The sequence below is a fragment of the Kitasatospora sp. NPDC056327 genome, from assembly GCF_042261735.1.
In the GTDB taxonomy this organism is placed as follows: Bacteria; Actinomycetota; Actinomycetes; order Streptomycetales; family Streptomycetaceae; genus Kitasatospora.
Window position 1 is genome coordinate 13,123 of record NZ_JBHJRC010000008.1, and the last position, 12,861, is coordinate 25,983.

A 12,861-nucleotide genomic window follows, 5' to 3' on the forward strand; every position below is an offset into this window, starting at 1 on the left:
TACGGGCCGGACCGGGCCCGGTGGATGACGATCCGGCGGCGGGGCGCACGGACGAGACCCGCACGCGCGTCCACGGACAGGCGGCACCACCCCGGGGGCGACCGGGGTCGAGGCCGCAGGTACGGCCGACGGCATGCCGGACCGGCGCGGCGGCCGCAGGGTCGGGACCGGCGCAGGTGGGTCGGTCGGACGGGGCCCACGGGCGGGCGACGGCGGCGCCGGGCAACACCGCCCGGGAAGGTCCGACGTGTCCGGGCCGGACCCACAGCCGCGGGAGCACAGCCGGACGCCCGGACGGGGCCGGTGAAGGACGGCGCGCGGACGAGGCCGTCGAACGGGGCGTCCGGGCGAGCCCCGCACGCGCGCCGACCGGCGGGCGCCGGCAACGTCGGCGGGCAGCCGTGCACTCGGGCGGAACCGGCCGACGACAATCCGCGGGCGACGCGGTCGGACGGAGGAGGCGCACGGACCAGATCCCCCGGGGTGCCCGCGGAGGGACGGCCACAGCACCAGCAGCGCGGCCGGGAAGCGAGGCGCCCGGGCAAGCCCGAGGCGGATACGCGGTCGGTAACCGGCGGGCGGCAGCGCATCACCGAGCAGCCATGCGGCCGGGCGGATCCGGCAGTGGGGCGCGGGGCCGGGCGCGCGGGTGGGATCCGCAGCTGCGGGCGGCCGGGGGTGGCACCGGTCGCGGTGGTGAGCCGGGGCCGGGCACGCGGTGGAGGACGGCGGGGCGTCGAACGTCCGGGCGAGTGCTCGCACGGGTGTCCGGGCGGGCGCCCCGACGGGGCGGCCCGGGCCTCCCCCTCCTCGGCCCGGACCACCCGTCACGTCGCCCTGTCATGGCCATCGCGAGATGGCTGAAAGGCGTCGCTCTGTCCGGGAGGGCATCCGCATGCCCTCCCGGACGTCGCCACCGCCCGCGGGGATGGAGGCGGCGGCATCCCCCGGCCCGCCGGGTCCTCGACGGCGGGCCGACCCACGACCACCAGCGAATCGCCGACCAGCCGGTCGGGCCAGGGGGCACGGCCGGGCGCACATCGACACGGGACCGGAGCACGCCGCTCCGGCGCGCTGCCGCCACACCCCCGGACGGCCGGATCCCGGTGGTCCGGACCAATACCCCGGACCCTCCCCCGGCCGGGGCCGGGCACGCGATCCCGCCATCCGGAATGCGGCCTCTTAACCCTCGGAACGCGTCCGACTACTCTAGGTACAGCAGCTACGGCCCGGTGCCGCCCGGGCCCCGCGCACAAGGCCGCAGGAGGTGCCGCCGCCACCATGACCGTCAGCCCACGTGGACCGAACGAACGGCTCGGTACGCTCCTGACCCTGGCTCAGATCAGCAATGCCGGGCTGGCCCGACGCGTCAACGACCTCGGCGCACAGCGCGGGTTGACGCTCCGCTACGACAAGACCTCGGTCGCCCGCTGGGTCAGCAAGGGCATGGTGCCGCAGGGCCCCGTCCCGCACCTGATCGCCACCGCCATCGGCGGCAAGCTCGGCCGTCCGGTGCCGCTGGAGGAGATCGGGCTCGGCGACACCGACCCGGCGCCCGAACTCGGCCTCGCCTTCCCGCGCGAGGTCCCCGACGCGGTCCGCTCCGCCACCGACCTGTGGCGGGTCGACCTCGACCTGCGCCGCGGACCCGGCGGCGGCCGCTGGAGCGACAGCCTGGCCGGCACCTTCTCGGTCGCCGCGTACGCAACGCCGGTCTCCCGCTGGCTGATCACCCCCGCCGACGGCTCGGTGGCCCGCGACGTGCCGCGGCCGCCCGCCGAGACCGGCTCGTACCGGGTCGGCCACTCGGACGCCGCCAAGCTCCGCGAGGCCGCCCAGGAGGCCCGTCGCTGGGACTCCAAGTACGGTGGCGGGGACTGGCGTTCGTCGATGGTGCCCGAGTGTCTGCGGGTCGAGGCGGCACCGCTGCTGCTGGCCTCGTACAGCGACGCGGTGGGCCGGGCGCTGTTCGGCGCGACGGCCGAACTCACCAGGCTGGCCGGGTGGATGGCCTTCGACACCGGTCAGCACGAGGCCGCCCAGCGCTACTACATCCAGGCCCTGCGGCTCGCCCGGGCCGCCGCCGACGTCCCGCTCGGCGGCTACGTGCTGGCCTCGATGAGCCTCCAGGCCGGCTACCGCGGCTTCGCGGAGGAGGCCGTGGACCTCGCCCAGGCCGCCCTGGAGCGCAACCGGGGCCTGGCCACCGCCCGGACCATGAGCTTCTTCCACCTGGTCGAGGCCCGGGCCCAGGCCAAGGCGCGGAACGCGGCGGCGTGCGCGACGGCGCTCGGGGCGGCGGAGAGCGCGCTCGAACGGGCGCGCCCCGGCGATCCCGACCCGTCGTGGATCGACTTCTACGCCTACGACCGGCTCGCCGCCGACGCCGCCGAGTGCTTCCGGGACCTCGGAGTGCCCTCCAAGGTCCGCCAGTTCACCCGGGAGGCACTGGCCCGGCCGACCGAGGGCTTCGTCCGCTCGCACGGACTGCGCCTGGTGGTCTCCGCGATGGCGGAGGCCGAGGCGGGCAACCTCGACGCGGCGGTCGCGGCGGGCGAGCGCGCCGTCGACGTGGCCGGGCGGATCTCCTCCCAGCGCAGCCGCGAGTACGTGGTGGAGATGCTGCGCCGTCTGGAGCCGTTCCACGGCGAGCGCCGCGTCCGCGAACTGGCCGAGCGGGCCCGGACGGTGATCGTCGCCCCGGCGTGAACCACCCGCCGCAGCAGCGTACGTGCGGCGACGGGGACGGAGACGGAGGGGCGGAGGGGCGGAGACGGAGGAGCGGGCGTAGCCGTTCAGGGCGCACGGCCCCGCGGGCACCTGCCGCGGCCGTGCACGTCCCGGCCGCGGCGCAGGCGGACGCCGCTTCCACCCGCCCCGGGCAGGGCGCGGTCTCGCGTTCCCGCCAACGGCCGCCGGGCCGGTTCAGGCGCCGGTGCAGGCCGGTACAGGTTGGTACAGCTCGGTGCAGTCTCCCGCCCGTGAGGACGACGGCCGGGCAGCGGGCGATCGGCCGCGACCACGGCCCCGGGCACCTGCGGAACGCCGGGCCGGCACTCCTCCCGCCGGCCGGCGCCGGCCCCGTCGGGCAGGACACCCACCGCAGGACACCCACCACGGGAAGGGCGTCGGTCGCGCCCCGGCGCACGCCCCGAACGGGAGCGCGCACCGGCACGGCCTCGGCGGTCCCGGCCGCCCCGGCCTTCCGGCCGGTACCGCCGCCGGCGGCCGGGCGGGACGCGCGCCGGGCGCGGCCGGAGCGGCGGCGCCGCCGCCGAGGCCCCCTCGACCGGTCTCCCGCGCCGTGGCAGCATCGCCGACGGACGGGGGACGGTCGGACGAGGCGAGGCGAGGAGCGAGCCGTGCGGTACGACGTCGACGTGCTGGTGGTGGGGGGCGGGATCGTCGGGCTCTCCACGGCGTACGCGCTGACCGGGGCCCGGTCCGGGCTGCGGATCACCGTGCTGGAGAAGGAACCCGGCCTGGCCGCCCACCAGACCGGGCGCAACAGCGGGGTGATCCACAGCGGGGTCTACTACCGGCCGGGCTCGCTCAAGGCGCAGTACGCGGTGGCCGGCGCCGCCGAGATGGTGGAGTTCTGCCGCGCCCACGACATCCCGCACGAGATCACCGGAAAGCTGATCGTCGCCACCGGGCCCGCCGAACTGGACCGGCTGCGCACGCTGGCCGAGCGCGGCCGGGCCAACGGCATCCCGGTCACCGAGCTGGACCGCCGGGGCATCGCCGGGTACGAGCCCCAGGTCACCGGCATCGCCGGGCTCCACATCGGGACCACCGGCATCTGCGACTTCCCCGCCGTGGCCGCCGCCTACGCGCGGCTGGCCCGCGAGGCCGGGGCGGAGATCCGCACGGGTGCCGAGCTGCGGGCGGTCGCCCGGCGGGCCGACGGCGTCACCGTGCAGACGTCGGCGGGCGAGCTGCGCTGCCGGGTGCTGGTGAACTGCGCCGGTCTGCACAGCGACCGGATCGCCCGGATGGCCGGGGACGACCCGGGGGTGCGGATCGTGCCGTTCCGCGGCGAGTACTACGAACTCGTCAAGGAGCGGCGGGAGTTGGTCCGGGGCCTGGTGTACCCGGTGCCCGACCCGGCCTTCCCGTTCCTGGGCGTCCACCTGACCCGGGGCGTGCACGGGGACGTGCACGTCGGGCCGAACGCGGTGCCGGCGCTGGCCCGCGAGGGCTACGACTGGCGCACCGTCCGGCCGCGCGAACTCGCCGGCACGGCCGCCTTCCCCGGCACCTGGCGGATCGCCCGCCGGCACTGGCGCTACGAGCTGGGCGAACTGCACCGCTCGCTCTCCAAGCGGGCGTTCACCACCGCTGTGCGGCGGCTGCTGCCCGCCGTCACCGCCGCCGACCTGGTCCGCACCACGGCGGGCGTCCGTGCCCAGGCGGTGGCCCGGGACGGCACGCTGCTGGACGACTTCGCCTTCGCCGGCTTCGACCCGGACCGGCCGCATTCCACCCGTCGGCTGGTGCACGTGCTGAACGCACCCTCCCCGGCGGCGACCGCCTCGCTGCCGATCGGCCGGGAGGTGGCCCGCCGGGCGCTGGCCGCGCTGGAGGCGGGCGGGCGGTGAGGACGGGCGGTGGCACCCCGGGCACCGACGGCCGGACGGTGACGGCCGGACGGTGACGCGGACGCGCCGGGGGACGGACGGTGACGGCCGGGCCGCGGCCGGACGGGCCGGACGGGCCGGACGTGGGTCCGGTCACAGAGCCCGCGGCCCGGCACCGGCCGCCCCGTAGACTCGGGTGATTGTGACTGCCACCGCCCCGATCCCCCAGCAATCGCCCTCCGCCCGGCTCTCCGCGGCGCCCGCCGCGTACCCCGCGCCGATGTACCCGCACAAGGCCACCGAGGCCCAGCACAGCGAGCGGCGCATCCGCAGCTTCCAGCCGCGCCGGGGCCGGATGACCAACGCCCAGGCGGGTGCCCTCGACCGGGGCTGGGAGCGGTACGGCATCGCGATCGACGGCACCCCGCTCGACCTGCCGGCGCTGTTCGACGGGCTCCCGGTCACCCTGGAGATCGGCTTCGGCATGGGCGAGACCACCGCCGCGATGGCCGCCGCCGACCCCGGCACCGGCATCCTGGCGGCGGACGTCCACACCCCCGGGCACGGCAACCTGCTCGGGCTGCTGGAGCGCGACGGCAGCACCAATGTCCGCCCGGCCGCCGGCGACGCCGTGATCCTGCTGCGCGACATGCTGCCTGACGCCTCGCTGGCCGGTCTGCGGGTCTACTTCGCCGACCCGTGGCCCAAGCCGAAGCACCACAAGCGCCGGCTGATCCAGCCGTCCTTCCTGGAGCTGGTCCTCCCCCGGCTGGCACCCGGCGCGCTGGTGCACTGCGCCACCGACTGGGAGCCCTACGCCGAGCAGATGCTCGCCGTGCTGTCCGCCGCGCCCGAGCTGGAGAACCTCCACCCCGAGGGCGACGGCACCGGCTGGCTGGAGCCGGCCGACCACCCGGACGGCTCCGTGCCCGGCTACGCGCCGCGGCCCGCGTGGCGCCCGGTCACCAAGTTCGAACGGGCCGGCATCGCCAAGGGCCACGTGGTGCACGACCTGCTGTTCCGCCGGCGCTGAGCCCTCGCCGAACCGCTCCCGAACCGCTCCCGAACCACTGCTGGACCGCTGCCGAACGCCCGCCGGGCGGCCCGGCCGGGGTGCCCGTACCGGCGTCTCCCGGCCGGCCGGCGGCGTGGCCTACCCTGTGCCGGGTGAGCACCCCGTCCGACGGTGGGTACCACCTCACCGTGCGGGCCGCCGACGACCGAGAGACACCCCGCCCGGGCACCCGGAGCGTCCCGGGGCCCCGGAGGCGCCGGGCCCGGCTGCTCCTGCCCGGGTTCGCGGCCTCGTGCGTCCCCCGGCCGCGACGGGCCGGGAGCTCCGCCGGCGCCACGGACGCCCCCGGCCCCACCGGCGCCCCGCCCCCCGCGGCCGGGGACACCGGAACGCCCCGGATCTCCGCCGCCCGCCGCGGCCTCCGACCGGTCGCCTTCTCCTCCCTCACGGCGACGGCCGCGCTTGCCCTGGCCGGCTGCGGCGTGCTGATCCTCCACCTGGTCCGCCGCCAGACCGGCACCACCGGACTGCTGGTCGGCCTCGGCCTGGCGATGGTCCCGCTGCCCTTCGTGCTCGGCGGCCTCGCCTGGCTGAACCAGACCGCCCGGGTGCCGCTGCGGTACACCGCCTTCTGCCTTGGCTGGGGCGCCTGCGCCGCCACCACGGTGGCCATCCTCGCCAACGGCTGGGTCAGCACCCACCTGACCGCCCACCAGGGCGGCCTCGGCGAGGCGCTGGGCGCCGACCTGGTCACCCCAGTGATCGAGGAGGGCGCGAAGGGCGCCGCCCTGCTCGTCCTGCTGCTGCCGCCCGGGGTCCGGCCGCGCTGCACGGTGCGCCCCGGCGGCCGCCCCGGCGGTCCGTACCGGCGGCCCGGCCCCCGGCCGCCGCGCGGCTACCGGCGCCGGCTCGCGCTGCCGCACGCCCGGGCCCGGCTGCGGCTGCGCCCCTACCTGCGGCCGATGCCCCTCCCCCGCCCGCCGACGGGTGCGCGCCCCGGCGGCCGACCGCCGCTCGCCGACGACCGGCGGGGCCGCTCCCGGCCCCGCACGCTGGCCGCCGGGGTGGTCCTCGGCGGCATCACCGCCTGCGGCTTCGCCTTCACCGAGAACGCGCTCTACCTCGGGCGGGCGTTCACGGACGACCAGCAGCAGCGGCTGGACAGCATCGGCCTCGGCGAGCCGCCCAGCCTGCGGGACTTCGACGGCACCGTGCAGACCTTCGTCCTGCGCGCCCTGCTCTCGCCGTTCGCCCACCCGCTGTTCACCGCGCTGACCGGACTGGGCCTGGCGCTGGCCCTCACCGCCCGGCGCCGGCTGCCGGCCCGGCTGGCGGCGCCGGGCGGGCTCGTCCTGGCGACGGCCCTGCACGGCACCTGGAACGCCGCGGCCGACCTCGGCACCCGCGGCTTCCTGCTGGTGTACGCGGCACTGATGGTGCCCTGCTTCGCGGTGCTGGTCTGCTTCGCCGTCTGGGCCCGGTCGCGGGCCGGGCGGCACCCCGTGCGGGGGCCCGCCCGGCGGTGACGCCGGGCGGCGGGACCGGCGGCGCGGAGCGCGGTCCGACCGGTGGTGCGGGAGCGGTGGACGGGGCGGCGGGGAACGGATTTCCCATTCCCGCGACTTCCCCGTATGGTGGTGTTCACCGACGCGGGGTGGAGCAGCTCGGTAGCTCGCTGGGCTCATAACCCAGAGGTCGCAGGTTCAAATCCTGTCCCCGCTACTCAGTAGCACCGAAGGCCCGGAGGACTCGTCCTCCGGGCCTTCGTCGTGCTCGCCGGGTGCGGGGACGGCACGGTCCTGCCACGAAGCTGTAACAGCGCGGCGAGTCAAGATCGGCCAAAAAGTGCTTCAACCATACTGAGCGGACAAGTCACCCGTTCGGCCGCGCATCGTCGCGCCGGGTTAGGAAGCACCCATGCTCACGAAGCGCCTTGCCGGCACCGTTGCGATCTGTCTGCTGCTGGCAGCCGGGGCGACCGCCTGCGGCGACGACAAGGCCTCCTCGGCGGCGAAGCTGGACACCGACAAGCTCAGCGCCGAGGAGATCCAGAAGAAGGCCAAGGAGGCCCTGGCCGGTGCCTCCTCGGTCAAGGTCGTGGGCGAGATCGTCAACGACAGCGCCAAGGTGGCCCTCGACCTCGCGGTGGACACCCAGGGCCAGTGCAAGGGCAGCGTCACCATGCCGGGCGCGGGCAGGTTCGAGCTCCTGGGCGACGGCAAGCAGGTCTTCCTGAAGCCGGACTCCGACTTCGTGAAGAACGTCGCCGGCGGTGGCCCGGAGGCCGCCAAGGCCGCCGAGCTGCTCAAGGGCCGCTACATCTCGGGCGTGCAGAACGACCCGGAGATGAAGGAGCTCACCACCGTGTGCAACCTCAAGGAGCTCTCCAAGAGCTTCACCGAGGACGGCGGCGCCAGCAACATCACCAAGGGCTCGGCCGGCACCGTCAACGGCGCGAAGACCTTCAGCGTGAAGTCCAAGAGCGACGGCGGCGAGACCGTCCTGCACGTCGCCACCGAGGGCACCCCGTACCCGCTGCGGCTGGAGAAGACCGGCAAGGACAGCGGCAAGGTGGACTTCACCGAGATCAACAAGCCGCTGACCGTCCAGGCCCCGCCGGCCGACCAGGTCATCGACTACTCGGTGTTCAAGTCCCAGTCGAAGACCGCCTGACCGGCCTCCGCCGGCCTTCCCGGACCGCCGGGGCCGGTCGTCGGACGCCCCGCGTTAAATGCGTTGCCCTCCCTCCGGCGGGCTGCCTATGGTGGCGGCACACTGAAAGGAGGTGATCCTGAATTGAGTTCCGTCAGGATGTGTGAGGTGGCTGCTCGCTAGAGCCGCCCCTGCCTGCGCAGGGTGGGGCCCCAGGCCTCCGGCAGGCGAAATTCCCAGCAGTCACCCGGCCCGCGGGCTCACCGGAACATCCCCGGTGCCCCGGCGCCCGGCCCCTCGCGGGCCGCGGCACCGAGGAGCAGCCCGCGGGCTGTCTGCGTTTCCGGGACCGGCGCGGGTGTTCCCGCGGTCCCGGCGGGGCATGCCGCTGGACGTCGGGGGGACCGCGTCCCCGCTAGAGTCGGCGCGCGCTCCGCAGGGGCGGGGCGCGGGCACCGGGGGTGATGGGCGATGGCGAGGGCGACGGGACGGGCCGGCGGCGCGGCGGTCGTACGGACGGCACAGCGGGCGGCGGCCGGGGCGCTGCTGGGCTCGGGACTGCTGGGGCTGGTGCTGTTCTCGCTGGGACGCCCGCACCCCTGGCAGGCGCTGGGCGGCGGGCTGGTGGTGTCCTGCGCGGCGACGCTGGCCGGCGGCGCGCTGGGCTTCCTGTTCGGGGTGCCCCGGGTGCGCGGCGGTTCCACCGGGGACGGTGACGGCGGCGACGGCGGCACCGGGAAGGGCGGGGGCGGCCGGGGCCCGTACGCGCCGAACACCAACCTCGAACAGGTCTCGGACTGGCTCACCAAGGTGCTGCTGGGCGTCGGGCTGACCCAGCTGGGCTCACTGGGCGAGCGGCTCGACCGGCTCGGCAAGGCGCTCGCCCCGGCCCTGGGCGGGGGCACGGGCACGGCACCGTTCGCGGCGGCGCTCGTCCTCTACTTCCTGCTGCTCGGCTTCCTGGCCGGCTGGCTGCTGACCCGGCTGACGCTGCCGCGGGTGCTCTCCGACGCGGACCGGGCCCTGGACCTCTTCCTGGCCGGGCAGGACCACGACCGCAAGGGCGACAAGGTGGGCGCCGACGACCTGCGGATGCGGGCGATGCAGCACCTGGGCCTGGTCGGCGCCAGCACGGAGAAGCCGGGCGACCTGCCGGGCTCGATGCTTCCGGTCGACCGGACGGCCGGGCCGGAGCGGGTGGTGGCCGAGGTGCGGTCGACCGCCCGGCGCTCGGCACTGACCGCGACGCAGGTGCAGGAGCTGTTCGCGGACGGCTCGGAGGGGCGGCGGATCCAGGCGCTCGCCCTGATGCAGGGCGATCCGGCGCTCGCCGACCTGCCCAGCGTGCTGGAGGCCATAGAGCGTCCGCGCTCCGGCTTCGAGCAGTACCACGCGCTGCTGGCCGCGCGCGGACTGATGTCCCGGCTGCCGGCCGAGGAGGCGCGGCGGCTGCGGGACGCGGTGGCGGGGCGGCTGATGGCGGCGGACGGGATCCCGTACGGCTCGGACCGGAGCTGGCTGGCGGAGAAGATCCTGTCCGGGCTGGAGGCTCCGGTGTTCCTTCCGCAGCAGCAGGGCGGGCCGACCGCGGACGGGACCGCTGCGGAGGTGAGCGGGGCGAATGGGGCGAACGGGCCGGGAGCACCGGCCACCGGGACGAACGGGGCGGTCGGCGCGGCCGGCGGCTGACCGGGTCCCGCCGCCGCGGACGGGCTCAGAGCACGAAGCGCAGCTCGGGCCGGTCCCAGCCGATCGGCGGCCGCGCCGGGAAGGTTCCGGTCCGCTCGGCGCCCATCCGCCGGTAGAAGGCCTCGGCCGGCGGGTGGGAGACCACCCTGATGCCGCCGGTGACGCCGAGGGCGCGGGCCCGGTCGAGCAGGTGGGCGACGAGCCGCCGGCCGACACCGAGCCCCTGCGCCTCGTCGGCGACGAACATGAGGTCGAGTTCGGCCGGATCGGTGATCAGCGCGTAGAAGCCGAGCAGGTGGTCGTCGCCGGCGCGGGCGGCGAGGTGGACCTCGTGCCGGGCCAGGTACCCGGGTGTCACCCGGTACCCGGCGATCATCGGCGCGTACTCGCCGCGGTAGGCGGAACAGTTCTGGACCAGCGCGGTGAGCCGGTCGGCGTCCCGGGCGGCGGCCGGCCTGATCGTCATCTCGGTCATGGGCAGAAGTATAGGGGCACAGGCCCCTGTCACCCCTTACCCAGCTGCCCGGGCCCGGTGGTCCGCCCGGTGCAGCAGGAGCACCCGCCGGGGCCGGCCGTCCGCCGGGCCGCCCGCCGGCACGAGGAGGACCTCGCTGGTGATCCGCCGCTCGCCGAGCGCGTGCCGGACGGCGTCCAGGTGGGCCGCCCGGCGCCCCGCGCCGTCGTACAGCGGGTGGACGCGGACCTCGCCGCCGGGCGCGGTCACCCGGACCAGCTCGGCCAGCGCGGCCACCTGCCGCTCCGGCCCGAAGAGGTCCGGATAGGCGAAGACCAGGTAGCCGCTCAGCGCGAGGGCGAAGGTGCCGTCGGCGAACGGGAGCCGGGGCAGCGCGGCGGCGACGTACTGGCCGGGGTGGGCGGCCCGGTCGGCGGCGAAGAGGCGGCGGGCCCGGTCCCAGCCGCGCAGGTAGCGCTCGGGCGGGCGGTGACGGCGGCCCGGGTAGAGGTCGGGTCGGGCCTCCATCGCGGCGGCCATCGCGAACCGGGCGGCCAGCGCCCGGGCGGAGACCTCCTCGGCCGGCCGGGCGTAGACCGGGTCGGCGGCGATCACCCGGCAGCCGAGCGGGCGGGCCTCCGCGACGAGCGCGGCGGCGCCCCCCGGGCAGTCGAGCAGCGGGCCCGGGAGGGCGGCGATCGCGGCGCGGGTGAGGCCGAAGAGGCCGCAGTACTCGTCCAGCGAGCGGGAGGTCACCAGGGGCGCGGGCGGGCCGGCGGGCGGGGTGCGGGCGGTTCGGTCGGCCATCGCGGCCATCCGACCACGGGCCGGCCGGGGCCGCACCCGGACCGCGTCCGGGCACTGCACCCGGGGGCGTCCGCGCGGGCGGGGGCGCTCCGGCCGCCGGGCGGCCCGCCCTCAGCGGCCGAGGAGGCCGCGGGCGGCGAGGCGGTTCACGTTGGTCAGACCGCGCACCAGCTGCGGGGTGAGGAAGACGAACAGCATCCCGAGCAGGCAGACGGCGGCGATCTGCAGCGGCGACTGGATGTAGTAGGCGTACTGGCTGCCGTCGTCCTCGACGAAGTTGACGATCCGGTAGCCCGGCCAGTCGGTGTACCGCGGGAAGACCCAGTGGTAGACGGGGTAGAGCGCCAGGGACCAACCGATGCAGAGGAAGGTCACCGACATCACCGCGCTGAGGATCGCCCAGGGGAACATCACCACCTGGTGGACGACGGCCTTCCAGCCGGCCGCGTCCGCGAGGCGGGCGACGGCGGCGCCCCAGAAGCCCGGCCGGGCGGGCTTGACCGGCGCCGGCGCGGGCACGTCCAGGGCGAGCAGGCCGCGCACCCGGGAGCGCTCCAGCCGTCCGAAGCCCCGGGCGGTGGTGGTCAGCGCGGCCAGCACCGGCACGCCGAGCACGGTGACGAAGGTGCCGAGGCCGATGGAGAACATCGCCACGGAGACGGCGAAGCCGGCGAGTGCCACCGGCAGGCCGGTCAGCGTGAAGCCGACCTCCCGGTAGAAGTAGGAGGTGAAGGGGGCCCGCCAGGCGTACGGCGGGTCCTCGGTGCGCCGGGCGACGGCGCGGCGGCCTTGACCGCCGTCGTCACCGCCGTACGCGTCGTACCCGGGGCGGCCGTCGTACGCGTCGTCCTCGGTGCGGTACATGGTGTGGGTGCTCATGGCCGGCTCTCGGTCCCTCGGGTCGGTCGCGGTTCGGGCTCGTCGGACGGGTCCTTCCGACCCCTGAAGCCTGTCAGGAACGCGAGGCGGCCGACATCCGGCTCCCCGCCGGACCGGGGTGGGGTTATCCCCCCCTGAACGGCGCGCCCGCGCACCGCCGGACCCGCGGCGGACCCCGGCCCGGCGCCCGGCCGGACGTCGTCGGCGAGGAGCGCGTACTGGTACGCGTCGCGCCACCCGTCGTGGCGCGGGAAGTCGTGCCGGACCCGGCCCTCCAGCCGGAAGCCCGCCCTGGTCAGCACCCGGACCGAGGCGGTGTTGCCGACGTCCGTCCGGGCCTCCAGCCGGTGCAGGCCGAGCGTCCCGAAGGCCAGGCCGCACAGCAGCCCGACGACCTCGCCCGCGTAGCCGAGCCCCCACACGTCGCGGCGCAGCGCGTACCCGAGGGACGCGGCGCGGTTCGGGGCGAGGCCGAGCGCGGCGCTGCCGATCGGGACGGCGCGGGCCGGGTCGTCGGCGTCGGCGAGGCGGGTGACGGCCAGCCGGTAGACCTCCCGCTCCTCCTTCTCCGCCTCCTCCAGGAAGAGGGCGATCTGGTCGGCGCAGGTCTCGCGGTCGCGCGGTTCGAACGGGAGGAAGCGGGTCGCCTCCGGGTCGCCGAACACCGCGTGCAGCGCGTCCGCGTCCTCGGGGGTCTGGTGGAACTCGCGGATGGCCAGCCGGGGGCCGGTGAGTCGGACGGGGACCATGGCTCCCGACCCTATCCCCGACCAGCGGTTACGGTT

General features: G+C 76.4%; 10 protein-coding genes and 1 tRNA gene. 7 read left to right on the top strand and 4 right to left on the bottom strand.

The genetic code is table 11. The features are described from left to right. Positions 1-1,281 precede the first annotated feature (1,281 nt). The 7 genes from ACFCX4_RS02280 to ACFCX4_RS02310 all read left to right on the top strand — a co-directional run bounded on the left by ACFCX4_RS02280 (position 1,282) and on the right by ACFCX4_RS02310 (position 9,936). On the top strand, positions 1,282-2,709 hold the full coding sequence (locus ACFCX4_RS02280; protein ID WP_376138155.1) for an MFS transporter: 1,428 nt from the start codon (positions 1,282-1,284) through the stop codon (positions 2,707-2,709). Between the two features lie 653 nt (positions 2,710-3,362). Beyond that, complete coding sequence (gene lhgO / locus ACFCX4_RS02285; protein ID WP_376138157.1) at positions 3,363-4,601, top strand: L-2-hydroxyglutarate oxidase; 1,239 nt, start codon at positions 3,363-3,365, stop codon at positions 4,599-4,601. A gap of 181 nt (positions 4,602-4,782) precedes the next feature. Beyond that, entirely contained in the window at positions 4,783-5,613 is an 831-nt protein-coding gene (gene trmB, locus ACFCX4_RS02290) for a tRNA (guanosine(46)-N7)-methyltransferase TrmB (protein ID WP_376138158.1), read from the top strand. 134 nt (positions 5,614-5,747) lie between these two features. After that, a complete protein-coding gene (locus tag ACFCX4_RS02295) occupies positions 5,748-7,121 on the top strand; it encodes a PrsW family intramembrane metalloprotease (protein WP_376138159.1) in 1,374 nt (457 codons plus the stop codon). Between the two features lie 122 nt (positions 7,122-7,243). Further along, positions 7,244-7,317 (top strand) — tRNA-Met (locus tag ACFCX4_RS02300). A gap of 195 nt (positions 7,318-7,512) precedes the next feature. Beyond that, positions 7,513-8,268, top strand: coding sequence for a hypothetical protein (locus ACFCX4_RS02305; protein ID WP_376138160.1), 756 nt, complete (start codon positions 7,513-7,515; stop codon positions 8,266-8,268). Between the two features lie 450 nt (positions 8,269-8,718). Continuing rightward, positions 8,719-9,936 carry a hypothetical protein gene (locus ACFCX4_RS02310; protein WP_376138161.1) on the top strand — a complete coding sequence of 406 codons (1,218 nt, stop codon included), beginning with the start codon at positions 8,719-8,721 and terminating at the stop codon, positions 9,934-9,936. 25 nt (positions 9,937-9,961) lie between these two features. Here the strand turns inward: ACFCX4_RS02310 and ACFCX4_RS02315 are convergent, their stop codons facing one another. The 4 genes from ACFCX4_RS02315 to ACFCX4_RS02330 all read right to left on the bottom strand — a co-directional run bounded on the left by ACFCX4_RS02315 (position 9,962) and on the right by ACFCX4_RS02330 (position 12,825). After that, on the bottom strand, positions 9,962-10,411 hold the full coding sequence (locus ACFCX4_RS02315) for a GNAT family N-acetyltransferase (protein WP_376138162.1): 450 nt from the start codon (positions 10,409-10,411) through the stop codon (positions 9,962-9,964). A gap of 36 nt (positions 10,412-10,447) precedes the next feature. Then, positions 10,448-11,197 (bottom strand): class I SAM-dependent methyltransferase, encoded by a 750-nt coding sequence (locus tag ACFCX4_RS02320; RefSeq protein ID WP_376138163.1) that lies wholly within the window; start codon positions 11,195-11,197, stop codon positions 10,448-10,450. Between the two features lie 111 nt (positions 11,198-11,308). After that, entirely contained in the window at positions 11,309-12,076 is a 768-nt protein-coding gene (locus ACFCX4_RS02325; protein WP_376138164.1) for a sensor domain-containing protein, read from the bottom strand. Next, the gene (locus tag ACFCX4_RS02330; RefSeq protein WP_376138165.1) at positions 12,073-12,825 is read right to left on the bottom strand and encodes a GNAT family N-acetyltransferase; all 753 of its coding nucleotides are present in this window, start codon (positions 12,823-12,825) and stop codon (positions 12,073-12,075) included. Before ACFCX4_RS02330 ends, ACFCX4_RS02325 begins: the two co-directional genes overlap by 4 nt. Positions 12,826-12,861 lie beyond the last annotated feature (36 nt).

What these genes read in the sequence shown, in the direction of transcription:
- ACFCX4_RS02330 (WP_376138165.1), bottom strand. Translation starts at nt 12,825, where the DNA reads ATGGTCCCCGTCCGACTCACCGGCCCCCGGCTGGCCATCCGCGAGTTC.
- ACFCX4_RS02315 (WP_376138162.1), bottom strand. Translation starts at nt 10,411, where the DNA reads ATGACCGAGATGACGATCAGGCCGGCCGCCGCCCGGGACGCCGACCGG.
- ACFCX4_RS02310 (WP_376138161.1), top strand. Translation starts at nt 8,719, where the DNA reads ATGGCGAGGGCGACGGGACGGGCCGGCGGCGCGGCGGTCGTACGGACG.
- ACFCX4_RS02320 (WP_376138163.1), bottom strand. Translation starts at nt 11,197, where the DNA reads ATGGCCGACCGAACCGCCCGCACCCCGCCCGCCGGCCCGCCCGCGCCC.
- ACFCX4_RS02325 (WP_376138164.1), bottom strand. Translation starts at nt 12,076, where the DNA reads ATGAGCACCCACACCATGTACCGCACCGAGGACGACGCGTACGACGGC.
- ACFCX4_RS02305 (WP_376138160.1), top strand. Translation starts at nt 7,513, where the DNA reads ATGCTCACGAAGCGCCTTGCCGGCACCGTTGCGATCTGTCTGCTGCTG.
- ACFCX4_RS02280 (WP_376138155.1), top strand. Translation starts at nt 1,282, where the DNA reads ATGACCGTCAGCCCACGTGGACCGAACGAACGGCTCGGTACGCTCCTG.